23 protein-coding genes are annotated in these 21,247 nt (G+C 69.2%); 4 read left to right on the top strand and 19 right to left on the bottom strand.

All coding sequences use genetic code 11. The features are described 5' to 3' along the window. Positions 1-529, bottom strand: a 529-nt coding sequence (locus CON77_RS09615; RefSeq protein ID WP_198552328.1) for an NADH-quinone oxidoreductase subunit NuoE family protein, incomplete at its 3' end; no start/stop codon positions are given. 57 nt (positions 530-586) lie between these two features. Here CON77_RS09615 and CON77_RS09610 point away from each other — a divergent pair. Further along, positions 587-1,660: a substrate-binding domain-containing protein gene (locus CON77_RS09610; protein ID WP_101048934.1), complete on the top strand. Its 1,074-nt coding sequence runs from the start codon at positions 587-589 to the stop codon at positions 1,658-1,660. A 1-nt stretch (position 1,661) separates the two neighbouring features. On the opposite strand, the gene CON77_RS15560 is transcribed toward CON77_RS09610, so the two are convergent. The 7 genes from CON77_RS15560 to CON77_RS09575 all read right to left on the bottom strand — a co-directional run bounded on the left by CON77_RS15560 (position 1,662) and on the right by CON77_RS09575 (position 8,906). Next, positions 1,662-1,910 (bottom strand): DUF1289 domain-containing protein, encoded by a 249-nt coding sequence (locus CON77_RS15560; RefSeq protein WP_232788480.1) that lies wholly within the window; start codon positions 1,908-1,910, stop codon positions 1,662-1,664. A gap of 10 nt (positions 1,911-1,920) precedes the next feature. Further along, the gene (locus CON77_RS09600; RefSeq protein ID WP_101048933.1) at positions 1,921-2,427 is read right to left on the bottom strand and encodes a YbaK/EbsC family protein; all 507 of its coding nucleotides are present in this window, start codon (positions 2,425-2,427) and stop codon (positions 1,921-1,923) included. A gap of 36 nt (positions 2,428-2,463) precedes the next feature. After that, positions 2,464-3,381 (bottom strand): hydroxymethylglutaryl-CoA lyase, encoded by a 918-nt coding sequence (locus CON77_RS09595; RefSeq protein ID WP_101048932.1) that lies wholly within the window; start codon positions 3,379-3,381, stop codon positions 2,464-2,466. A 24-nt stretch (positions 3,382-3,405) separates the two neighbouring features. Continuing rightward, on the bottom strand, positions 3,406-4,326 hold the full coding sequence (locus tag CON77_RS09590) for a 2-hydroxyacid dehydrogenase (protein WP_101048931.1): 921 nt from the start codon (positions 4,324-4,326) through the stop codon (positions 3,406-3,408). A gap of 86 nt (positions 4,327-4,412) precedes the next feature. Next, positions 4,413-6,449 (bottom strand): acetyl-CoA carboxylase biotin carboxylase subunit, encoded by a 2,037-nt coding sequence (locus CON77_RS09585; RefSeq protein WP_101048930.1) that lies wholly within the window; start codon positions 6,447-6,449, stop codon positions 4,413-4,415. 59 nt (positions 6,450-6,508) lie between these two features. Continuing rightward, on the bottom strand, positions 6,509-7,288 hold the full coding sequence (locus CON77_RS09580) for an enoyl-CoA hydratase/isomerase family protein (RefSeq protein ID WP_101048929.1): 780 nt from the start codon (positions 7,286-7,288) through the stop codon (positions 6,509-6,511). Positions 7,289-7,298: 10 nt separating this feature from the next. Then, a complete protein-coding gene (locus tag CON77_RS09575) occupies positions 7,299-8,906 on the bottom strand; it encodes a carboxyl transferase domain-containing protein (RefSeq protein WP_101048928.1) in 1,608 nt (535 codons plus the stop codon). Between the two features lie 128 nt (positions 8,907-9,034). On the opposite strand from CON77_RS09575, the gene CON77_RS09570 reads away from it, so the two are divergent. Then, positions 9,035-10,075 (top strand): AraC family transcriptional regulator, encoded by a 1,041-nt coding sequence (locus CON77_RS09570; protein ID WP_232788479.1) that lies wholly within the window; start codon positions 9,035-9,037, stop codon positions 10,073-10,075. 46 nt (positions 10,076-10,121) lie between these two features. Beyond that, positions 10,122-10,475 (top strand): hypothetical protein, encoded by a 354-nt coding sequence (locus CON77_RS09565; protein WP_101048927.1) that lies wholly within the window; start codon positions 10,122-10,124, stop codon positions 10,473-10,475. 33 nt (positions 10,476-10,508) lie between these two features. On the opposite strand, the gene CON77_RS09560 is transcribed toward CON77_RS09565, so the two are convergent. The 10 genes from CON77_RS09560 to CON77_RS09515 all read right to left on the bottom strand — a co-directional run bounded on the left by CON77_RS09560 (position 10,509) and on the right by CON77_RS09515 (position 19,655). Then, positions 10,509-11,177: an HAD family hydrolase gene (locus CON77_RS09560; RefSeq protein WP_101048926.1), complete on the bottom strand. Its 669-nt coding sequence runs from the start codon at positions 11,175-11,177 to the stop codon at positions 10,509-10,511. Further along, positions 11,174-11,578, bottom strand: coding sequence for a YchJ family protein (locus CON77_RS09555; protein ID WP_101048925.1), 405 nt, complete (start codon positions 11,576-11,578; stop codon positions 11,174-11,176). The genes CON77_RS09560 and CON77_RS09555 overlap by 4 nt, the downstream gene beginning before the upstream one ends. After that, entirely contained in the window at positions 11,568-13,493 is a 1,926-nt protein-coding gene (locus tag CON77_RS09550; protein ID WP_101048924.1) for an ATP-binding protein, read from the bottom strand. The genes CON77_RS09555 and CON77_RS09550 overlap by 11 nt, the downstream gene beginning before the upstream one ends. 77 nt (positions 13,494-13,570) lie before the next feature. Then, a complete protein-coding gene (locus tag CON77_RS09545; protein WP_101048923.1) occupies positions 13,571-14,308 on the bottom strand; it encodes a DUF4197 domain-containing protein in 738 nt (245 codons plus the stop codon). A 39-nt stretch (positions 14,309-14,347) separates the two neighbouring features. After that, a complete protein-coding gene (locus tag CON77_RS09540) occupies positions 14,348-15,475 on the bottom strand; it encodes an acyl-CoA dehydrogenase family protein (protein WP_101048922.1) in 1,128 nt (375 codons plus the stop codon). Between the two features lie 10 nt (positions 15,476-15,485). Next, positions 15,486-16,676 carry an acetyl-CoA C-acyltransferase gene (locus tag CON77_RS09535; RefSeq protein WP_101048936.1) on the bottom strand — a complete coding sequence of 397 codons (1,191 nt, stop codon included), beginning with the start codon at positions 16,674-16,676 and terminating at the stop codon, positions 15,486-15,488. An 85-nt stretch (positions 16,677-16,761) separates the two neighbouring features. Continuing rightward, entirely contained in the window at positions 16,762-17,421 is a 660-nt protein-coding gene (can, locus tag CON77_RS09530; RefSeq protein WP_101048921.1) for a carbonate dehydratase, read from the bottom strand. Positions 17,422-17,472: 51 nt separating this feature from the next. After that, entirely contained in the window at positions 17,473-18,654 is a 1,182-nt protein-coding gene (locus tag CON77_RS09525; protein ID WP_101048920.1) for an isovaleryl-CoA dehydrogenase, read from the bottom strand. 49 nt (positions 18,655-18,703) lie between these two features. Next, positions 18,704-19,150 carry a PaaI family thioesterase gene (locus tag CON77_RS09520; protein WP_232788478.1) on the bottom strand — a complete coding sequence of 149 codons (447 nt, stop codon included), beginning with the start codon at positions 19,148-19,150 and terminating at the stop codon, positions 18,704-18,706. A 100-nt stretch (positions 19,151-19,250) separates the two neighbouring features. Then, positions 19,251-19,655 carry a MerR family transcriptional regulator gene (locus CON77_RS09515; protein ID WP_101048919.1) on the bottom strand — a complete coding sequence of 135 codons (405 nt, stop codon included), beginning with the start codon at positions 19,653-19,655 and terminating at the stop codon, positions 19,251-19,253. 119 nt (positions 19,656-19,774) lie between these two features. Here CON77_RS09515 and CON77_RS09510 point away from each other — a divergent pair, with 119 nt between their 5' ends. Continuing rightward, the gene (locus CON77_RS09510) at positions 19,775-20,848 is read left to right on the top strand and encodes an MBL fold metallo-hydrolase (protein WP_101048918.1); all 1,074 of its coding nucleotides are present in this window, start codon (positions 19,775-19,777) and stop codon (positions 20,846-20,848) included. 18 nt (positions 20,849-20,866) lie between these two features. On the opposite strand, the gene CON77_RS09505 is transcribed toward CON77_RS09510, so the two are convergent. Beyond that, on the bottom strand, positions 20,867-21,247 hold a 381-nt coding region (locus tag CON77_RS09505), incomplete at its 5' end, for a M48 family metallopeptidase (RefSeq protein ID WP_157826903.1).

Genomic DNA, 21,247 nt, shown 5'->3' with positions numbered 1-21,247 from the left:
CCTGCACCCCGTCCGCCGTGGCCTCGGGCACCTGCCGCTGGCCCACGCAGGCCGCCGGCGCGCGGTGGCATTGGCCCACGCACGGGGCCTCGACCACGCGCACGCGGCCGTCCTGGGCCAAACGCTGTTGCAGATCGGCCAACAGCGACTGCGCACCCGCCATCTGGCACGACAAGCTGGTGCAGACGCGCACCGTGGTGGCGGGCAATTCGGTATCGTCGTCCACCACGTCGAAGTGGTGGTAGAAGGTCGCCACCTCGTACACCTCCACCTGGCTCAGGCGCAGGCGCTCGGCCAGCGCCGCCAGGCGCCCACGGCGCAGGCCGCCTTCGGCGTCTTGCAGGCGGTGCAGGTGCTCGATCAGCACATCCGGGCGTGGCGCCAGTTCGGTGCAACAGGCCGACACAAAGTCCCGGTCTTCGAGGCGCACCTGCCGTCCCTTGGGCGTGGCACGGGGGCGGCGGTTCACCGGCTGAATGGGGATGACTTTGCCCTGAACGGGCGGGCGGGCGGGGGCAGGTGTCTCCATGTGGCCAGCGTAGCAGCAAGTCGTGGTTTAAATATGCAAATCCAAACATAATTGACCATGTTGCAGATCCGACTCCAACCCCAATGGCAGTTCCGCGACAACGACGACGCGCCGCCACTGGACGCCAGCCGGCTGATGGGTTTGCTCGCCACCATACCCCTCAGCGGCAGCATTGCCCAGGCCGCCCGCGACAACGACTTGTCCTACCGCCACGCCTGGGGCCTGATCTCACAGGCCGAACGCCTGTTGGGCCGGCCCTTGCTGGTCCGCGGCCGGGGCCGGGGTTCGCGGCTGACCGAAGCGGGCGAACAACTGGTGTGGTCGGACGCGCGCATCGCCGCCCGGCTGCAGCCGCTGATGGCGTCGCTCGCCTCGGAACTGGCGGGCGAACTGGGCCGGCTGGCGCCAGAGGCCCTGCCCCCTGCCCGGCTGCACGCCAGCCACGGATTTGCCGTGGCCGCCCTGCACGAAGAGTTGCAGGCACACGGGTTGGCGGTGGACATCCGCTACCGCAACAGCCTGGAGGCCGTGGCCGCCCTGTCGGGTGGCGACTGCGAACTGGCGGGCTTTCACGTGCCGCTGGGCCGGTTCGAACGCGCGGCCGCCGCGCATTACCGGCCCTGGCTGCGCCCCAGTGAACACGCGCTGGTGCAACTGGCGGTGCGCACGCAAGGCTTGTTCGTGGCCCGCGGCAACCCGAAAGGCATCCGCGGGCTGGACGATTTGGCACGGCCAGAACTGCGTTTCGTCAACCGCCCCGCCGGCTCCGGCACCCGCATGCTGACCGACCTGATGCTGGCGCAGCAAGGCTTGGACGCGAACGCCATCACCGGCTACCGCGCCACCGAACTCACCCACGCCGCGGTGGCCGCTTTCGTCGCCAGCGGCATGGCCGACGTCGGCCTGGGCGTGCAAACCGCCGCCGACCGCTTCGGCCTGCACTTCATTCCCCTGCTGAAAGAGCGCTATTTTTTCGCGGTGCACCGCCGCCACCTGGAAGGCCCCCGGCTGCAACCGCTGCTGCATGTGCTGCAAGCCCCGGCTTTCCGGGCACGTGTGGCGGGGCTGAAAGGCTACGACGCCAGCCAGACCGGCCGCGTGCTGGAAGTGGACGATGTGCTGGGCGCTTGACTCAGGCCGGCGCCAAACCGGCGGCGCGCTGGCGCGCCTCGACCTCGGCCCAGATCGCCAGCTTGCCGGCGTCGTCGCTTTTGCTCCAGGCGCGAATCTCGTCGATGCTGCGCCAGCAACCTTCGCACCAGCCGCTGCTGGGCGACATGCGGCACACGTTCACGCAGGGGGAAGGCACGGTCTGGCCGGGCTTGCAGACGGCGGTGGCCAAAGCCACGAAGGGACGGGCGGGAGCGGTGGTATCGGACATGGCCCGCACTCTAGCGCAGCGTCACATCGGCCACCGGCGCGCCGGTCAAAGCCCCCAGGTCCTGCGGCGCCAGGCGGAACACGCCGTGCGGGTGGCCGGCCGCGGCCCAGACCACCTCGAAACGCAGCAGTTCGGCGTCGATCAGGGTGACGGGCGGCTCGGCGTGTGCCACCGGCGACACGCCGCCGATGCTGAAACCGGTTTTGGCCTTGACGAAATCGGCGTCGGCGCGGCCCAGCTTCTGGCCCTCGGCGCAGACCAGGGCCTGCACCTTTTTCTCGTCCACGCGCCGGTCGCCGCTGGTGATGACCAACACCGCCGCCTCGTCGGGCTTGCGCTTGAAGACGATGCTTTTGGCGATCTGGCCCAGTTCAACGCCCAGGGCGTCGGCGGCCTGCTGCGCGGTGCGCGCGGCGTCGTCCAGCATCACGGGCGCATGGGGATGGCCCAGGGCGTCGAGCGCTGCCATGACGCGCTGCACGCCTTCGGGCAAAGGTTTGAGTTCGGCTCCACACATGGCGTTGATTATCGGCGGTGCAAGGGAAGCGCCTCCTCAGCTGGCACGTTTGGCCAGCAAGGCCCGCGCCACGCGCGAACCGCTGGGCCGGCCCAGGTGCTGGCTGATGAAAGCGCCCGCGTCCACCAGCGCGTCCAGGTCGATGCCGGTGGCTATGCCCAGGCCTTGCAGCAGGTAGACCACGTCCTCGGTCGCCACGTTGCCGGTGGCGCCCTTGGCGTAGGGGCAGCCGCCCAGGCCGGCCACCGAGGACTGGAAATTCCACACGCCCATTTGCAACGCCGCCAAAGTGTTGCTCAGCGCCTGGCCGTAGGTGTCGTGGAAGTGGCCGCTGATGGTGTCGAGGCCGTAGTGCTGCGCCGTGGCCTCGATGGCGCGTTGTACCTTCAGCGGGGTGCCGACGCCGATGGTGTCGGCCACGTCCACGCGCTGCACGCCGATGCCTTTCATCAGCCCGGCCAACATGGCCACGCGCTCGGGCGCCACCTCGCCCTCGTAGGGACAGCCCACGGTGCAGCTCATGGCGCCGCGCACAGCGATGCCGGCCTGCAAGGCGGCGTCCACCACCGGCGCGAAGCGCTCGATGCTCTCGGCGATGCTGCAGTTGATGTTCTTCTGGCTGAAGGCCTCGCTGGCGGCGCCGAACACGACGATTTCGTCCGGCCGGTCCAGCAAGGCCGCTTCAAAGCCCTTGAGGTTGGGCGTGAGCACCGAGTAGCGCACGCCGGGCTGGCGGCTGATGCCGGCCATGACCTCGTGGTTGTCGGCCATCTGCGGCACCCACTTGGGCGACACGTAGCTGGTGACTTCGATTTCGGTCAAGCCCGCAGCCTGCAGACGGTGCACCAGCTCGATCTTGACGGCGGCGGGCACCGGCTGTTTTTCGTTCTGCAGGCCATCGCGCGGGCCAACGTCGATGAGGCGCACGCGGGCGGGGTATTGGGCAGTGGACATGGCTTGAAATCGGGTGAAAAGGGGTCAGTAACCGCGCTGGGGGTCCACCACCCCGGCGATGGGTTCGCCGCGCTGCAGCGCGCGCAGCTTGCCGGCGATCTGGGCGATGCTTTCGTCGCGCAGGGTGCGGGCCGCGGTGTGGGGCGTGACGGTGACACGGGGGTGGTGCCAGAACGGGTGCTCGGGCGGCAGGGGTTCGGTGCGGAACACGTCCAGCGTGGCGCCGGCCAGGTGGCCGCGATCGAGCAGGGCCAGCAGATCGTCCTCCACCAAATGTGCGCCGCGCGCCACGTTGACGACGTGGCCCCCCGGGCGCAAGCGCCCCAGCGTGTCGCGGTTGAGGAGGTTTTCGGTCTCGGGCGTGAGCGGCAGCAGGTTGACCAGCACCTGGGTGCCGGCCAAAAACGCGGGCAAGCCGTCCCGCCCGTGGAAGCAAGACACGCCGTCCAGCGCCTTGGGGCCGCGGCTCCAGCCCAGCACCGGGAAGTCAAACGCGCGCAGCGCCTGCGCCACGCGCGTGCCCAGCACGCCCAGGCCCAGCAGGCCGACGCTGAAATCCTCGCGCCGGCGCGGCTTGCGGAAGGCCCAGCGGGCCTCGCGCTGGGCGGCGTCGTACTGCTCGAATTCACGGAAGTGGCGGATGACGGCGTGGCACACGTACTCGGCCATTTGCACCGCCATGCCCGCGTCGTCCAGCCGCACCACCTGCAGCCCAGGGGGCAGGCGCAGCTTGAGCAGGCCATCCACCCCGGCGCCGATGTTGAACAGCGTCTGCAGCCGGGTCTGCTCGTCGATGAAGGCCTGGGGCGGCGCCCAGACGATGGCGTGGTCGGCCAGGGGCGCGCCGGGTGCCCAGAGCGACACCTCGGCCTCGGGCAAAGCGGCACGCAGGCCGGCCAGCCAGGGCTCGGGCTGGGTGTGGGCGCAGCAGAAGGTCAGCTTCATGGTCGGCAAAATCGGGCAAAGGGCCTGCTACCGTACACCAAACGCGCGCCCGGTCCCGCCGTGCGCACGACAAGCCCCCTGCGCCATCAGGCGCTGGCGAGCTTGAGCAACTCCGCGCCCTCGGCCACCTGGTCGCCCGGGGCGTAGAGCAGCTCGACCACCTCGCCATCGGCCGGGGCGGCGATGGTGTGCTCCATCTTCATGGCCTCCATCACCGCCAGCGGCTGGCCCTTGCTGACCTTGTCGCCGGCCTGCACGGCAAACGACACCACCTTGCCCGGCATGGGCGCGGTCAGGCGGCCGCCTTCGGCGCCGCTGTCGCCGGAGTGGGCCAGCAGGTCCACCTCCACCACCTGGCGCGCGCCGCGCGGGGTGAACACGTGGGCGCGCTCGCCCTGCATGTGCACGGTGGCGCGGGTGCTGTCGCCGGCGAAGGCCACGTGCAGGGCCCAGGCGCCGGCCTCGGTGGGGGCCTGGGCCTGGAAGGTCAGCGGGCCGGTGACGGCACCTTCGCCCGCCCCCACCGTCAGGCGCAGCGCGCCGTCGTGCAGGTAGGCCAGGGTGACGGGGAGGTGGGCGTCGCCGTCGTCGAAGGCAAAACGGCGGGTGAACACGCCGTGGCTGCGCCAGCCGTCGGTGTGGCTGAAGGGGTCTTGGCCCTGGGTGGCGCGCTCCTGCACCAGCGTTTGCGCCACAGCGGCGGCCACAGCCAGCGGCAGGCTCACCGGCTGCTGCTGGAACAGCACCGCTTGTTCGCGTTGGATGAGCGCGGTATCCAGCTGGGCCTGCGCGAACGCGTCGCTGCGCACCACATGGCGCAGGAACTGCACGTTGGTGGCGAGCCCCACGATGTGGGTCTGCGCCAGCGCCTCGTCCAAGCGCGCCAGGGCCTGCTCGCGGGTGTCGCCGTGCACGATCAGCTTGGCCACCATCGAGTCGTAGAAGGGGCTGATGGTGTCGCCTTCGCGCACGCCGTCGTCCACGCGCACGTCGGCGCGCTGGAAGCTGCTGTGCGCCGGCTTGCGGTAGACGTGGAGCGTGCCGGTGGCGGGCAGGAACTGGTTGTCGGGGTTTTCGGCGCAGATGCGGGCTTCGATGGCGTGACCGGCGATCTGCAACTGGTCCTGCGTCAGCGGCAGCGGTTCGCCCGACGCCACGCGCAGCTGCCACTCCACCAGGTCCAGACCGGTGATGGCTTCGGTCACCGGGTGCTCCACCTGCAGGCGGGTGTTCATTTCCATGAAGTAGAACTTCATCTGCTCGGGGTGCTCGTAGCCGCCCGGCTGCTCGACGATGAATTCCACCGTGCCCGCACCCACGTAATTCACGGCGCGTGCAGCGGCCACGGCGGCCTCGCCCATGCGGGCGCGCAGTTCGGGCGTCATGCCGGGTGCGGGGGCTTCTTCCAGCACCTTCTGGTGGCGGCGCTGCACGGAACAGTCGCGCTCGAACAGGTAGACGCAGTGGCCGTGCGTGTCGCCGAACACCTGGATTTCGATGTGGCGTGGGCGCTGCACGTATTTTTCGATCAGGACCGCGTCGTCGCCAAAGCTGTTGATGGCCTCGCGCTTGCAACTGGCCAGCGCGGCGGCGAAGTCTTCGGACTTGTCCACGGCGCGCATGCCCTTGCCACCGCCCCCGGCGCTGGCCTTGATGAGCACGGGGTAGCCGATGCGGTCGGCCTCGGCCTGCAGCAGCGCCGGGTCTTGGTTGGCGCCGTGGTAGCCCGGCACCAGCGGCACCTGGGCCTGCTCCATCAGCCGCTTGGACTCGGCCTTCAGGCCCATGTCCTTGATGGCAGACGCCGGCGGGCCGATGAACACCAGCCCAGCGGCGGCGCAGGCGTTGGCGAAGTCTTCGTTCTCGCTCAAAAAGCCGTAGCCGGGGTGGATGGCCTGCGCGCCCGTGGCTTGGGCGGCTGCCAGAATGGCTTCCCAGCGCAGGTAGCTTTCCTTGGGCGCGCTGCCGCCGATGTGCACCGCTTCGTCGCAGGCGGCCACGTGTTTGGCGCTGGCGTCGGCGTCGGAATACACGGCCACGGTTTTCACCCCCAGACGGCGGGCGGTGGCGGCCACACGGCAGGCGATTTCGCCGCGGTTGGCGATCAGAATCTTTTTAAACATCGACCATCTCCTTGGGGCGCTGCGCATGCGTGCGACAGGCCGGTTGTGTTCACAGCGGCTCAGCCCAGCCAGTTCGGTTTGCGTTTTTGCAGGAAGGACTGCACGCCTTCCTTGCCCTCCGCGCTGGCGCGGATGTCGGCAATGCCTTGCACCGTGCGGGCAATCAGCGCGGCGTCGATCTCGCGCCCGGCCACGTCCTGCACCAGTTGCTTGCACGCCTTCACCGCCGCCGGGCCGGCGCTGGTGAGCGCCTTCACCAGCTCGTCCACCTTGGCGTCCAGCTGCTCGGCCGGCACCACCTCGTGCACCAAGCCGATGCGGTGCGCTTCGGGGGCACTGAAGCGCTCGGCGGTGAGGAAGTAGCGGTGCGCGGCGCGCGCGCCCATGGCCCGCGCCACGTAGGGGCCGATGGTGGCGGGGATCAGGCCCAACTTCACCTCGCTCAGGCAGTAGCCGGCGGTGTCCACACTCACCGCCAGGTCGCAGCAGGCCACCAGGCCCATGCCGCCGGCGTACACATCGCCCTGCACCCGCGCCACGGTCGGCTTGGGGCAGGTGTAGATCACGCGCAGCATGTTGGCCAGGGCGCCGGCGTCGGCCACGTTTTGTTCGCGGCTGTAATCGGCCATGCGGCGCATCCAGTTCAAATCGGCGCCGGCGCAGAAAGCCGGGCCTTCGGCGGCCAGCACGATGGCGCGCACGTCGTCGCGCTGGCCCAGCTCGGTGAACACCTGGGTCAGCTCGGCGACGACTTCGTCGTTGAAGGCGTTGCGCATCTCGGCGCGGGTCAGCGTCACGGTGGCGCGGTGCGCCTGGACGGTCACGGTCAGGTTGCTCATGCCTGCGCCCTCACATGCGGAACACGCCGAACTGCGTGTCGGGCGTGGGGGCGTTGAGCGTGGCGCTCAGGCCCAGCGCCAGCACGCGGCGCGTGTCGGCGGGGTCGATGATGCCGTCGTCCCACAGGCGGGCGGTGGCGTAGTAGGGGTGGCCCTGCTCTTCGTATTGCTGCTTGATCGGGGCTTTGAAGGCGTCTTCCTCTTCGGCACTCCACTGGCCGCCCTTGGCTTCGATGCCGTCGCGCTTCACGGTGGCCAGCACGCTGGCGGCCTGCTCGCCGCCCATGACCGAAATGCGGGCGTTGGGCCACATCCACAGGAAGCGGGGCGAGTAGGCGCGGCCGCACATGCCGTAGTTGCCCGCGCCAAAGCTGCCGCCGATGATGATGGTGAACTTCGGCACCTGCGCGGTGGCCACGGCGGTGACCATCTTGGCGCCGTTGCGGGCAATGCCTTCGTTCTCGTACTTGCGGCCCACCATGAAGCCGGTGATGTTCTGCAGGAACACCAGCGGGATCTTGCGCTGGCAGCACAATTCAATAAAGTGCGCCCCCTTGAGTGCCGATTCGCTGAACAGAATACCGTTGTTGGCAATGATGCCCACCGGCATGCCTTCGATGTGGGCAAAGCCACACACCAGCGTGGTGCCAAAGCGCGGTTTGAATTCGTGCAGCTCGCTGCCATCGACGATGCGGGCGATGATCTCGCGCACGTCGAAGGGCTTGCGCGTGTCGGTGGGGATGACGCCGTACAGCTCTTCGGCCGCAAACTTCGGCGGGCGCGGGGTCTGCAGTTGCGTCTCGTGCACCTTGCCGCGGTTCAGGTGGCGCACCGCCTCGCGCGCCAGGCTCAGGGCGTGCAGGTCGTTCTGCGCCAGGTGGTCGGCCACGCCGCTCAGGCGCGTGTGCACGTCGCCGCCGCCCAGGTCCTCGGCACTGACCACTTCACCCGTGGCCGCCTTCACCAGCGGCGGGCCGCCCAAAAAGATCGTGCCCTGGTTCTTGACGATGATGGTTTCGTCGCTCATGGCCGGCACGTAGGCGCCGCCCGCCGTGCACGAGCCCATGACCACCGCGATCTGCGCGATGCCCTGGGCGCTCATGTTGGCCTGGTTGTAAAAGATGCGGCCGAAGTGGTCGCGGTCGGGGAACACGTCGTCCTGGTTGGGCAGGTTGGCGCCGCCGCTGTCCACCAGGTAGATGCAGGTCAGGCGGTTCTGCTGCGCAATCTCCTGCGCCCGCAGGTGCTTTTTCACCGTCATCGGGTAGTAGGTGCCGCCCTTCACGGTGGCGTCGTTACACACCACCATGCAGTCCACGCCGCTGACGCGGCCGATGCCGGCGATCACGCCCGCGCCGGGCGCGTCGTTGCCGTACATGTTGAGCGCGGCCAGCGGGGCCACCTCTAGGAAGGGTGTGCCGGGGTCCAGCAGCATCTGCACCCGGTCGCGCGGCAGCAGCTTGCCGCGCGCGGTGTGCTTGGCGCGGGCGGCCTCACCGCCTCCCTGGGCCACGCGTTCGATGTGGGTGCGCAGGTCGTCCACCAGCGCGCGCATGGCGGCGGCATTGGCCTGGAAGTCGTTGGAGCGGGGGTTGAGCTGGGTCTCCAGGGTGGTCATGGCGGTTCCGTGTGTGGGCTGGCGTGTGGCGATTGTGGCGCCGCCCCCGCCGACTGCCTAGCAGGCGGGCACGCCAAAAAGGTTGCAGATCGCGCCAGACCTGCCCAGACCTTGGCATACTGACACCCATGCCCATCCACACCCCCATCGCCGCCACCCCGATGGCCTTCGTGCAGGCCATCGTAGCGGGCTACCGACGCCGTGGCCGCGACCCCGAGGCGGCGCTGGACGTGGCGCAAATCGCGCCAGAACGCGTGCCCGACGTGCACGACCGCATCACCGCCGCGCAGATGGAACGCATCTCCGACCACGCGATGCGCGAACTGGACGACGAGGCCCTGGGCTGGTTCGAAAGGCGCCTGCCCTGGGGCAGCTACGGCATGCTGGCACGTGCCTCCATCAGCGCCCCCACCCTCGGGGTGGCGCTGAAACGCTGGTGCCGGCACCACAGCCTGCTCACCGACGACATCGCCCTGCACCTGCACAGCACCGGCGAACAGGCCGAGATCGTGCTGGAAGAGCACCGCGACCTGGGCGCCCTGCGCGAGTTCTGCCAGGTGTCGGTGCTGCGCAACATCCTGGGCGTGGCCTCGTGGCTGATCGACTCGCGCATCCCGCTGCAGTCGGCCGCCTTCGCCTGGCCAGCGCCCGCGCACGCCACGGCCTACCGCGTGTTGTTCCCGGCCCCGGCCCGCTTCGACGCCGGCACCACCCGCCTGCGCTTCGACGCGCGCTACCTGGCCCTGCCCCTGCGGCGCGACGAAAAGGCCCTGAACCAGATGCTGCAGCACGCCCTGCCGCTGCTGGTGCAACCCTACCGGCGCGACCGCCTGCTGGTGGAGCGCGCGCGGCGCCTGCTGGTGACGCAACCCGAGCACACCCACAACGCCGAATCGCTGGCGGCGCAGTTGCACGTCTCGGCCCGCACCCTGCACCGGCAATTGCAGGAGCAAGGCCACAGCCTGCAAGGACTCAAGGATGCGGTGCGGCGCGAACTCGCCACCGACCTGCTGCTGCGGACCGCCAAGCCCATCAAACAGGTGGCTCAGGCGGCCGGCTTCCAGAGCGAAAAGAGCTTCATCCGCGCCTTCAAGGGCTGGACCGGCCAGACGCCAGCGGTGTTCCGGCGCGCGGCCCATGGCTATACTGAAACGCCTGCCACCCCCTAGGCACCGGTGCCCCAGGCCCCCGCGTGCCCCAGACGGAGACACCGCCTTGCCCCACGCCCCCACACCCTCCCGCCTCGGGCTGCTGGCCATCGCCACCGGCGTGCTGGCCGGCTGCAGCGGCGCGCCGTCGGAGGACGACATGCGCGCGGCCCTGGACCGCCAGATGCAGGCCCAGGTCGATGGCGCCAGCCACATCTTCGGTGGGGCCGGCGCCTCGCTCATGAAGGGCATGATGCCCGAAGTCCAATCGCTGAAAAAAGTGGGTTGCCAGGCGGATGGCGAAAAAGCCTACCGCTGCGACGTGGAACTGCAGGTGCAGCAGCTGGGCGTGACGAACCGCTCGGTCGTCAGCCTGCGCTTCGTCCAGGCCAGCGACGGCTGGACGGTGGTCGACCCCTGACACGCGGCGGCGGGCCGGCGGGCCCGCGGCACTTCAATCGGCCAGCCAGTCGGCCAGGGTGTCCATGCGCGCCAGCACCCGCTGCGCCCCGGCGGCGCGCAAGGGTTCGGCGGCGGCGCCGGGCGGGCAATAGGCCCATACCGTGCTGCCCGCTGCCACGCCGGCCTGCACCCCGGTCACCGTGTCCTCGACCACCAGGCAGTCGGCCGGGTCCACCCGCACGTGGGCGGCGGCGGCCAGGTAAACGTCGGGCGCGGGCTTGGAACGCGGCATTTCGTGACCGCTGAAAATCCGGTTCTCGAAATACGGACGCATGCCCGCCATGTCGATCTGGAACTCCACCTTCAGGCGGTCGGCCCCCGAGGCGCAAGCCACCCGGCCGGCGGCGTGCCGGTGCGCGGCCTGCACCGCCCGCAGCGCCCCGTCGATGGTGCGCAGCTCGGCCCGCAAGCGCTGGTCGCGCCGGGCATAGAAGGCGCGCATCCAGTCCTCGGTCAAGGGGCGGCCGGTGCGCGCTTCAATCAGCGCACGCTCGTCGCGCACCGCCTTGCCCACGAAAATCCGCAAACACTCCTGCGGCGTCAGCGACCAGCCGCTTTCCTCCAACATGTCGCGCAACACGCCGTTGGTGATGGGTTCGCTGTCCACCAGCACGCCGTCGCAGTCGAACAGCACGGCCTGGAAACGGGGTCGGTCGCTCACGGGCTCAGGTCTCCATCGACGTAATACCAACGCCCGTCTTCCTGCACGAAGCGGCTGGTTTCGTGCAGTCGCTGGCCACGCCCGGCCAGCCGCGAACGGGCCACGAATTCCACCTCGGCGCGGGTCTCGTCCAGCCGCCGGTGGCGCCGCACCTCCAGCCCCAGCCATTTCACCCCAGGCTCGAGTTCCAGGGTGGCCGGTCGGGTGCTGGGGTGCCAGGTGGCCAACAGGTAGTCGGCCTGGCCATGCACGAACGCGCTGTAGCGCGAGCGCATCAGGGCCTCGGCATCGGGCGCCGGGCAACGCTCGAAGGCATCGACGTGGCGGCCGCAGCAGGCCGACCACGCCAGGGGACGGCCTCCGACCTGGCGGCCGCAAGGACACAGGGGGTCAGTCGCCATCGGGGCGGGCGAACAGGGCACAGACGTCGATCACGGCGCGCAGGTCGGACACGGTGAAAGGCTTGCTCAGGTAGTTGTCCATGCCGGCCGCGCGACCGGCCTGCACGTCCTCGGCCATGGCGTTGGCGCTCAGGCCGACGATGAAGGGGCGCCGCCCATGGGGCGCACGGCGGACGATCTCCCGGGTCGCCTCCAGGCCATCCATCTCGGGCATCTGGATGTCCATCAGCACCAGGTCGTAGGGCTGCTGCTGCACCGCCTCGACGGCGGCACGACCGTTGTCGACCACATCGACCCGGTGGCCGAGCTTCTGGATGGTGAGCAAGGCCACCCGCTGGTTGACCAGGTTGTCCTCGGCCAGCAGGATGCGCACCGGGCGCCCCGAAGGGGTGGCGGCCAAGGGCACCGGGCTGGTCGGGGACATGGTCAGGGTGCTCGTGGTTTCGGCGTAGTCCAGCACCTCGCGCGTGGGCAGGACAAAACGGAAGGTGCTGCCCCGGTCCACCTGGCTGCGGACCTCGATCTGCCCCCCCATGGCCTGCACCAGACGCTGCGAGATGGCCAGACCCAGCCCGGTGCCGCCGTACTTGCGTGCCACGCTGGCATCGACCTGGGTGAAAGGCTGGAACAGGCGAGCCTGCTGCTCGGCGTTCATGCCCACCCCGGTGTCCTGCACCACCCACTCCAGGACGACCGGCGGACCGACATCCACCTTGTCGCGGATGGCCGTGGGCGCCTCGATGTCCTCGTTCAGCAGCCCGACCTTGACGCGCACCCGACCGACCTCGGTGAACTTGATCGCGTTCGACATCAGGTTGATGAGCACCTGGCGCAGGCGGGTGCTGTCGCCCAGCACCCAGGGGGGCATGCCCGGATCGATGTCGATCTGCAAAGGCACGCCCTTGTCGCGGGCGCGTGGCCCCAGCAGGTCGGAGCATGCTTTGAGCAAGGCCTCGACGCTCAGGGGGCGCGCTTCCAACTCCATCTTGCCGGACTCGATTTTCGAGTAGTCGAGGATGTCGTTGAGGATGACCAGCAAGCCCTGGCCACTGTCGCGGATGATGTGGACGAACTCCTGCTGCTGCTCCGTCAAGGGGGTGTGCCGCAGCAACTCGGTCATGCCGATGACGCCATTCATGGGCGTGCGGATCTCGTGGCTCATGGTCGCCAGGAAGGAGGACTTGGCCCGCGCCGCGGACTCGGCCTCGCAGCGGGCCTGCTCCAGCGCCTGGGCCTGGGTCTGCAGGTCGCGGGTGCGGGCATTGAGGGTCTGGACCAGTTCTTCGGCCTGCTGCGCGGCCTGCGCACTGCGCCGGCGCAGGCGGGTGATGACGAACGCCGACAGCGACATGTGCGCCCCGACCGCATACAGGGTCAGGGCCACCACCCAGCGCTCGATCCCCTCCAGGCTGGGCAGGCCCCGGGCCCCGCTCCAGGCGGTGTAAGCCAGGAACACCGCCGTGACCACATGGGTGAAATAAAAGGCACGGGCAAAGCCGAACCCGACCGAATCGCCCACCCGGGCCAGCAGCAGCAACACCAGCAACAGGGGCGAGCCACCAACGAAGTGGACCGTGGCCAGCCAGACCGCGATGTCGAGGTGGTGGAAGAGCAAGGTGAGGTCCAGCCGGCCGGTTCTGCCGTGTCCGCCCCACAGCACCGCCCAACTCAACAGGGCGTAGCCCAGGTTCAGCGCGACCAGTCCGAGCCCGGTGGCCCAGTCGCCCCCTGCCGAACGCTCCACGCCGTAGACCAGCGCGATGAGCGACAGCAGCGCAAACCCGGCCAGGCGCAACACGGGAATCTGCACCACGTGCAGACGGCGCTGGCGTTGCGACCGGTCCCGGTCCCAGTCGTTCACCGACCCGGTGGGCGGGGCGGCTGAGCCTGCAAAGGGGGGGACGCTGGTGGACATGCTCGGAATGCTGAACCTCGTGGCAGTATACGTGCCCCGTGGCACCGGACGGGGTCCGGCAAGAGGCCCCTGGGGCCTCAGCGGATCGCGCCGAACACCTTCTGCAAGATCTGGCTGCCCGCACCCACGGGGTCCTGCCGGATTTTTTTCTCCTCCTCGCCGATGACGAGGTAGAGCCCGTCCAGCGTCTTGCCGGTGACGTACTGCTGCAGGTTGGCGTCCTCGCCCTTGACCAAGCCGTAGCGGGCGGCGCGGCCGGCGAACTCGTTGTACGCCTGCGCCAGGGCAACCTTCTCGGTTGCCTGGGTGACGATGGGCAGAAAACGCTGACCCAGCGGCTCGCGCGTGCGGCTGGCGAAGAAATCGGTCACCGAGGTGTCGCCCCCGGTCAGGATGCGCTTGGCATCGCCCACCGTCATCTGCTTGACGGCGTTGACCAGCACCGCCTGGCCCATGGGCACCGCGGCCTCGGCGGCGCGGTTCATGCGCGTCACCAACTCGTCCACCCGCTGACCCTGGCCGAAGGTGCGCATCAGCTTGGCGGCGTCGTCCAGGAAGCCGGGCAGCGGAATGCGCGCCTGCGGGTGGTTCAGGAAGCCGTCGGGGCGGCCCAGCAGGCCCACGGCCGCCAGCGCACCCTTTTCCAGCGCGGCCTTGACGCCAGCGCTGGCGTCGGCGTTGCTCAGGTCGGCCAGGGTGAGCGCGTGCGCCTGCCGCCAGGTGCCCAGCCACAGCGCGGCCAGGGCGCCCAGGCCCGCTTGGTGGAAGACACGGCGCGTGGCGCCCGACTGGGAGGGGAGTTTGCGGCTGGCCATGGACGGATTATGCGCCGCCTGGGCCGCCGCGTGGCCCCGTCAGAGCGCGCGCTGGATCAGCATCTTCTGCACGTCGCTGGTGCCTTCGTAGATCTGGCACACGCGCACGTCGCGGTAAATGCGCTCCACCGGAAAGTCGTTGACCACGCCGTAGCCGCCCAGGGTCTGGATGGCCACCGAGCAGACTTTTTCCGCCGCTTCGCTGGCGAACAGCTTGGCCATGGCGGCCTCCTTCAGGCAGGGCACGCCGGCGTCGCGCAAGCTGGCCGCGTGCCAGATGAGCTGGCGCGCCGCTTCCAGCTGCGTGGCGCATTCGGCCAGCCGGAAACCCACCGCCTGGTGGTTGAAGATGGGCTGGCCAAAGCTCTCGCGCTCCTTGGCGTAGGCGATGGCCACGTCGAGGGCGCTGCGCGCCATGCCCAGGCTCTGGGCCCCGATGCCGATGCGCCCCCCCTCCAGTGCGCTCAGGGCGATTTTGTAGCCCTCGCCTTCGGCGCCGATCAGGTTCTCGGCCGGCACGCGGCAGCCGTCGAAGTTGATCTGCGCCGTGTCGCTGCTGTGCTGGCCGAGCTTGTCCTCCAGTCGCGCCACCTGGTAGCCCGGTGTGGCGGTGGGCACGATGAAGGCGCTCATGCCCTTCTTGCCGGCGGCCTTGTCGGTCACGGCGATCACGATCATCACGTCGCCGTGTTTGCCGCTGGTGATGAACTGCTTGACGCCGTTCAACACATAGTGGTCGCCGTCCCGGGTGGCGGTGGTGCGCAGGGCCGAGGCGTCGGAGCCCACGTGCGGCTCGGTCAGGCAGAAGCCGCCCAGCAGTTCGCCTTGGGCCAGGGGCACCAGCCAGCGCTGCTTCTGCGCCTCGTTGCCATAGCGCATCAAAATGGCATTGACCGGGCAGTTGGTCACGCTGATGGTGGTGCTCACGCCGCCGTCGCCGGCCGCGATTTCCTCCAACACCACGGCCAGCGTCAGGTAGTCCAGCCCGGCGCCGCCGTATTGTTCGGGCACGCAGATGCCGTAGCAGCCCAGGGCGGCCAGGCCCCGGTGCGCGTCTTTCGGGAAATGGTGTTCCTTGTCCCAGCGGGCGGCGTTGGGCCACAGCTGTTCCTGGGCAAAGGCGCGCACCGCGTCGCGGATCATCAACTGGTCGTCGTTCAGCAGCATGGTGCGTCCTTCAGACCAGTTCCAGCGCCACGGCCGTGGCCTCGCCACCGCCGATGCACAGCGTGGCCACGCCGCGCTTGAGGCCACGGGCCTGGAGCGCGTGGATCAGCGTGACCATGATGCGCGCGCCGCTGGCGCCGATGGGGTGGCCCAGCGCGCAGGCGCCGCCGTTCACGTTCACCTTGTCGTGCGGGACTTTCAGGTCGTGCATCAGCGCCATGGGCACCACCGCGAAGGCTTCGTTGATTTCCCACAGGTCCACGTCGGCCACCGTCCAGCCGGCCTTGGCCAGCACCTTTTCGGTGGCGCCCACCGGCGCGGTGGAGAACCATTCCGGCGCCTGCGCGTGGGTGGCGTGCGCCACGATGCGGGCGATGGGCTGGCTGCCCAGCTGGGCGGCGGTGGAGGCCTTCATCATCACCAGCGCGGCCGCGCCGTCGTTGATGCTGGAGCTGGCCGCGGCGGTGATGGTGCCGTCCTTTTTGAACGCGGGCTTGAGCGTCGGGATCTTGTCGATCTTGATCTTGCCCGGGCCTTCGTCGATGGACACCACGCGCTCGCCGGCGCGCTCCTTCACCGTGACCGGGGTGATTTCGGCGGCAAAGCTGCCGTCCTGGGTGGCGCGCTGGGCGCGGCGCACGCTTTCCTGGGCAAAGGCGTCCTGCAGCTCGCGGGTGAATTGGTATTTGGCGGCGCAGTCCTCGCCGAAGGTGCCCATGCTGCGGCCGGGCTGGTAGGCGTCTTCCAGGCCGTCGAGCATCATGTGGTCGAAGATGCGGTCGTGGCCGATGCGGTAGCCGCCGCGCGCCTTGGGCAGCAGGTAGGGTGCGTTGGTCATGCTCTCCATGCCACCGGCCACCAGCACCTCGTGGCTGCCGGCCAGCAGCATGTCGTGCGCGAACATGGCCGCGCGCATGCCAGATCCGCACATCTTGCTCAGCGTGACCGCACCGGCGCTTTGCGGCAAGCCGGCTTTCAGAGCGGCCTGGCGCGCCGGGGCCTGGCCCTGGCCGGCCATCAGGCAGTTGCCAAAAATCACTTCGGTCACCGCCTCGGGCGCCACGCCGGCGCGCTGCACGGCGGCAGCAATGGCGGCAGCGCCCAGGTCGTGGGCCGCGAGCGCGGCGAAGTCGCTCTGGAAGCTGCCCATGGGGGTGCGGGCAGCGCCGGTGATGACGATGCTGTCGGGGTTCGGGGTCATGTCGGTCTCCGTGAAAAAACGGCGCGAGGGCCGGAACACCGCCCACCCCGAAAGCGGCCCTGGCGGGCCAGCCCCGGTGCGGGCGTCAGATTTGTTGTCGTGGGTAGCGCTTGATGGCGTTGCGGAAAACGTCCATCACTTCCTGCTGGTGGTTCATGGTCACGCCCAGGTCCTTCACCAGGCCGTCCTTCAGGCCGTAGCACCAGCCGTGGATGGCGAGCTTCTGACCGCGCGCCCAGGCGTCCTGCACGACGTTGGTCAGGGCCACGTTGCCCACCTGCTCGATGACGTTCATCTCGCAGAGCGCGTCTTCCTGCTCGGGCACGGCCAGGTGGTCCAGGCGGCGGCGGTGGCGGATTTTCACGTCGTGCACGTGGCGCAGCCAGTTGTCCACCAGGCCCACCCGGGTGCCGCGCAGCGTGGCCAGCACGCCACCGCAACCGTAGTGGCCCACCACCATGATGTGCTCGACCTTCAGGTGGTCCACCGCGAACTGGATGACGGACAGCGCGTTCAGGTCGGAATGCACCACCACGTTGGCCACGTTGCGGTGCACGAAGACCTCGCCCGGGTCCAGACCGGTGATCTCGTTGGCGGGCACGCGGCTGTCGGCGCAGCCGATCCACAGGTACTTGGGGTTCTGCTGCTTGGCCAGGGTCTCGAAAAAGCCCGGACGCTGCTGCTCCATGCGCGCGGCCCAGACCCGGTTGTTGTCGATGAGGTGTTGCAGGCTGTGAGAGTTCATCCCGCGATGTTACCGAAAGCCCAAAACCCTGGACGCACACGCGACACCCGCTCAGCAGGTTTCGGCGAACAGCTCGCGGCCAATCAGCATGCGGCGGATCTCGCTGGTGCCCGCGCCAATCTCGTACAGCTTGGCGTCGCGCCACAGGCGGCCCAGCGGGTACTCGTTGATGTAGCCGTTGCCACCGAAGAGCTGGATGCCGTCGCCCGCCATGCGGGTGGCCTGCTCGGCGCACCACAAAATGACCGAGGCGCAGTCCTTGCGCACCTGGCGCACGTGCTGGGCGCCCAGCTGGTCCAGATTCTTGCCGATCTGATAACAAAACGCCCGGCCGGCCTGCAGCACGGTGTACATGTCTGCCACCTTGCCCTGCACGAGCTGGAATTCGCCGATGCTCTGGCCAAACTGCTTGCGGTCGTGGATGTAGGGCACCACGTTGTCCATCACCGCCTGCATGATGCCGATGGGGCCGGCCGCCAGCACAGCGCGCTCATAGTCCAGACCGCTCATCAGCACCTTGGCGCCCTGGTTCAGGCCGCCCAGGATGTTGGCTTCCGGCACCTCGACGTTGTGGAACACCAGCTCGCCGGTGTGGCTGCCGCGCATGCCCAGCTTGTCCAGCTTCTGCGCGATGGAAAAACCCTTCATGCCCTTTTCGATGATGAAGGCGGTGACTCCACGGGCCCCCAGTTCGGGCTCGGTCTTGGCGTAGACCACCAGGGTGTCGGCGTCCGGACCGTTGGTGATCCACATCTTGTTGCCGTTGAGCAGGTAGTAACCGCCCTTGTCCTCGGCGCGCAGCTTCATGCTGATCACGTCGGAGCCGGCGCCCGGTTCGCTCATGGCCAGCGCGCCCACGTGTTCGCCGCTGACCAGCTTGGGCAGGTACTTCTGGCGCTGCGCCTCGGTGCCGTTGCGCTTGATCTGGTTCACGCAGAGGTTGCTGTGCGCGCCGTAGCTCAGGCCCACGCTGGCCGAGGCACGCGAGATTTCCTCCATCGCGATCATGTGCGCCAGGTAGCCCATGTTGGCGCCGCCGAATTCCTCGGGCACGGTGATGCCGAGCACGCCCAGGTCGCCCATCTTGCGCCACAGGTCCATGGGGAACTGGTCGGTGCGGTCGATCTCGGCCGCGCGCGGGGCGATTTCGGCTTGGGCGAAGTCGCGCACCGCGTCGCGCAAGGCGTTGATGTCGTCGCCGAGCATGAAGTCAAGGCCGGGCAGGTTGGTCATGGCGGGTGTCTCTCTCTGAAAAAGGGTGGAAGGTGTCCGTCTGGACGGCTCAGTAGGTCTTGGGCACCGGCGCCAGCGTCTGCTGCATGATGGCGCAGTCGCTGCGTTTCCCGTCGGGCGCGACGTGCAGCAGTTCGGCGGTGGTGACGATGAGGCGCTTGCCCGCCCGCACCACGCGGCCGATGGCGTGCAGCTCGCCGCCTTGGAAGGCGGCCAGGAAATTGATCTTGTATTCGACCGTGGTGACTTCCATGCCCTCGGGCGCCACGGTCAGGCCGGCATACCCGCCGGCGATGTCGGCCAGCGCGCCCATGGCGCCGCCGTGGAAGCCGTCCTGCTGCTGGGTGACGCGGTCGGAATACGGCAGCACCAGGGTCACCTGGCCTGGGGCCACGTCCAGCAGGCGCACGCCCAGGTGGCGCATCATGCCCTGGCGGTCCAGGCTGGCTTGCACGCGCTCGCGCAGCGCGGCGGATTCGGGGGCATCGGTCGGCATGGTCTCCTCGGCGCGTCTGAATTGACGTTTACGTAAACGTCAATTATGCAAGGTTTTGGGGCCGGCCAGGGACACCCCCGCCCCTGGGTTTACCCGCAACTCAGGCCGCGCCCTTGTCCACCCGGGCCAACAGGGCCTTGGCCTCTTTCTCGTGGGCCTTGAGTTCGTCCAGGTTGGCCTGCAGGTCGGCCATCTGGTCTTCGATCTGGCGCTTGTGCTCGGCCAGCACCGTCAGGAACTTGCGCAGCTGCGGCCCGGTGTCGCGCGGACTGTCGTACATGTCGATCAGGTCCTTGGCCTCGGTCAGGCTCAGGCCCAGGCGCTTGGCGCGCAGGGTCAGCTTCAGGCGGGTGCGGTCGCGCGCCGAATAGACCCGGTTGCGCCCGCCCGGCCCTTCGCGCTCCGGTCGCAGCAGGCCCATGTCCTCGTAAAAGCGGATGGCGCGCGTGGTCAGGTCGAATTCCTTGGCCAGGTCGCTGATGGTGTATTGGGTGCCGTTTGCCATGTGCGTGCGCAGATGAATGTCGTGTGGCGGACAGGCGGGCCGGGGTGGGCCTGACAGAATGCCGGATCGGATTGACGTTTACGTCAACGTCAGCCATCTTACCGCGGAGACCCCGGTCCATGTCCAGCCCCGACAGCGCACTGCATTACTTCCTGGGTGAACAGCGGCCCGCGGCCGGCCAGGCCCTGCCCGTGGCCGACGGGGTGTATTGGCTGCGCATGGGCCTGCCCTTCGCGCTCGACCACATCAACCTTTGGCTGCTGCGCGACGAACTTGACGGCCGCCCCGGTTGGACCGTGGTGGACTGCTGCGTGGACCGCCCCGAGGCCCGTGCCCAATGGGAGCAGGTGTTCGCCGAGGCGCTCGACGGCCTGCCGGTGCTGCGCGTCGTCGTGACCCACATGCACCCGGACCACATCGGCCTGGCGCACTGGCTGTGCGAGCGCTGGAGCACCCCGGCGCACGAATGCCGGCTGTGGATCAGCGCCACCGACCACCACCTCGCGCGCCTGGGCACGCTGGGGCCCACCGGCTTTGGCGGCGAAGGCGCGGCGCAATTCTTCGCCCAGCACGGTCTGACCGACCCGCAGGCGCTGGCCGAGATCCGCGCGCGCTCGGCCTACTACCCCAGCCTGGTGCCGCAGGTGCCGCGCACCTTCCGCCGCCTGCTCGATGGCATGGCACTGACCATCGGCGGCCGCACCTGGCGCTGCATCAGCGGCCACGGCCACGCGCCCGAACACATGGCCCTGCACTGCGAAGCGTTGGGGGTGCTGATCAGCGGCGACATGGTGCTGCCGCGCATTTCCACCAACGTCAGCGTGTTCGACATGGAACCCGAAGCCGACGCGCTGACGCTGTTTCTGGACTCGCTCGAAAAATTCCGCCCCCTGTCCGCCGACACCCGGGTGCTGCCCTCGCACGGCCTGCCCTTCCAGGGCCTGCACACGCGCATGGACCAGTTGCAGGCCCACCACCGCGACCGGCTGCACGAACTGGCCCACGCCTGCGTCGAACGCGCCCTGAGCGCCCACGATGCCTTGCCGCTGCTGTTCGCGCGCGCGCTCGACCTGCACCAGACCACCTTCGCCATGGGCGAGGCGGTGGCGCACCTGCACCGCCTGTGGCACCGGGGCGAGCTGCGGCGCCGGCGCGACGCAGACGGGGTCTACCGCTTCCACGCGCCCCACTGAGCGGGAACCGGGCCCGGCTCAGTCGCTGGGCAGGCGCACCCGGCGCAGCTCGCGGCGCAGGCGGTCCTGCTCGGGCAACACGCCTGCGACCACGCGCCAGAAGGCCGGGCTGTGGTTCATCTCGCGCAGGTGGCTCAGCTCGTGCACCACCACGTAGTCGATCAGCTCCGGCGGCAACTGCACCAGCCGCCAGTGCAGGCGGATGCCACCGTCGGCCCGGGCACTGCCCCAGCGGGTGCCGGCGTTGGACAGGCCGACCCGCGTGTAACGCACCCCGACCAGGGGCGCGAAATGGTCCAGCCGCTGCACGAACAGCGCCAGGGCCTCGCGCATCAGCCAGGCGTGCACCACGCTGCGCCACTGCTCGGGGCCGGCCCGGTGCGACAGGCCGACGCGCAA

Source organism: Macromonas nakdongensis (assembly GCF_002837145.1).
GTDB classification, from domain to species: Bacteria; Pseudomonadota; Gammaproteobacteria; order Burkholderiales; family Burkholderiaceae_C; genus Macromonas_B; species Macromonas_B nakdongensis.
Note: the sequence above shows the minus strand (reverse complement) of the source record. Positions and strands in the feature narration are given on the sequence as shown.

Bases quoted from the DNA above. Each gene is read 5' to 3' on its own strand.
- CON77_RS09590 (WP_101048931.1), bottom strand. From the start codon at position 4,326: ATGAAGCTGACCTTCTGCTGCGCCCACACCCAGCCCGAGCCCTGGCTG.
- CON77_RS09520 (WP_232788478.1), bottom strand. From the start codon at position 19,150: ATGCCGACCGATGCCCCCGAATCCGCCGCGCTGCGCGAGCGCGTGCAA.
- CON77_RS15560 (WP_232788480.1), bottom strand. From the start codon at position 1,910: ATGTCCGATACCACCGCTCCCGCCCGTCCCTTCGTGGCTTTGGCCACC.
- CON77_RS09535 (WP_101048936.1), bottom strand. From the start codon at position 16,676: ATGACCCCGAACCCCGACAGCATCGTCATCACCGGCGCTGCCCGCACC.
- CON77_RS09545 (WP_101048923.1), bottom strand. From the start codon at position 14,308: ATGGCCAGCCGCAAACTCCCCTCCCAGTCGGGCGCCACGCGCCGTGTC.
- CON77_RS09525 (WP_101048920.1), bottom strand. From the start codon at position 18,654: ATGACCAACCTGCCCGGCCTTGACTTCATGCTCGGCGACGACATCAAC.
- CON77_RS09585 (WP_101048930.1), bottom strand. From the start codon at position 6,449: ATGTTTAAAAAGATTCTGATCGCCAACCGCGGCGAAATCGCCTGCCGT.
- CON77_RS09515 (WP_101048919.1), bottom strand. From the start codon at position 19,655: ATGGCAAACGGCACCCAATACACCATCAGCGACCTGGCCAAGGAATTC.
- CON77_RS09510 (WP_101048918.1), top strand. From the start codon at position 19,775: ATGTCCAGCCCCGACAGCGCACTGCATTACTTCCTGGGTGAACAGCGG.
- CON77_RS09595 (WP_101048932.1), bottom strand. From the start codon at position 3,381: ATGTCCACTGCCCAATACCCCGCCCGCGTGCGCCTCATCGACGTTGGC.
- CON77_RS09600 (WP_101048933.1), bottom strand. From the start codon at position 2,427: ATGTGTGGAGCCGAACTCAAACCTTTGCCCGAAGGCGTGCAGCGCGTC.
- CON77_RS09555 (WP_101048925.1), bottom strand. From the start codon at position 11,578: ATGGCGACTGACCCCCTGTGTCCTTGCGGCCGCCAGGTCGGAGGCCGT.
- CON77_RS09575 (WP_101048928.1), bottom strand. From the start codon at position 8,906: ATGACCACCCTGGAGACCCAGCTCAACCCCCGCTCCAACGACTTCCAG.
- CON77_RS09580 (WP_101048929.1), bottom strand. From the start codon at position 7,288: ATGAGCAACCTGACCGTGACCGTCCAGGCGCACCGCGCCACCGTGACG.
- CON77_RS09550 (WP_101048924.1), bottom strand. From the start codon at position 13,493: ATGTCCACCAGCGTCCCCCCCTTTGCAGGCTCAGCCGCCCCGCCCACC.
- can (WP_101048921.1), bottom strand. From the start codon at position 17,421: ATGAACTCTCACAGCCTGCAACACCTCATCGACAACAACCGGGTCTGG.
- CON77_RS09610 (WP_101048934.1), top strand. From the start codon at position 587: ATGTTGCAGATCCGACTCCAACCCCAATGGCAGTTCCGCGACAACGAC.
- CON77_RS09570 (WP_232788479.1), top strand. From the start codon at position 9,035: ATGCCCATCCACACCCCCATCGCCGCCACCCCGATGGCCTTCGTGCAG.
- CON77_RS09540 (WP_101048922.1), bottom strand. From the start codon at position 15,475: ATGCTGCTGAACGACGACCAGTTGATGATCCGCGACGCGGTGCGCGCC.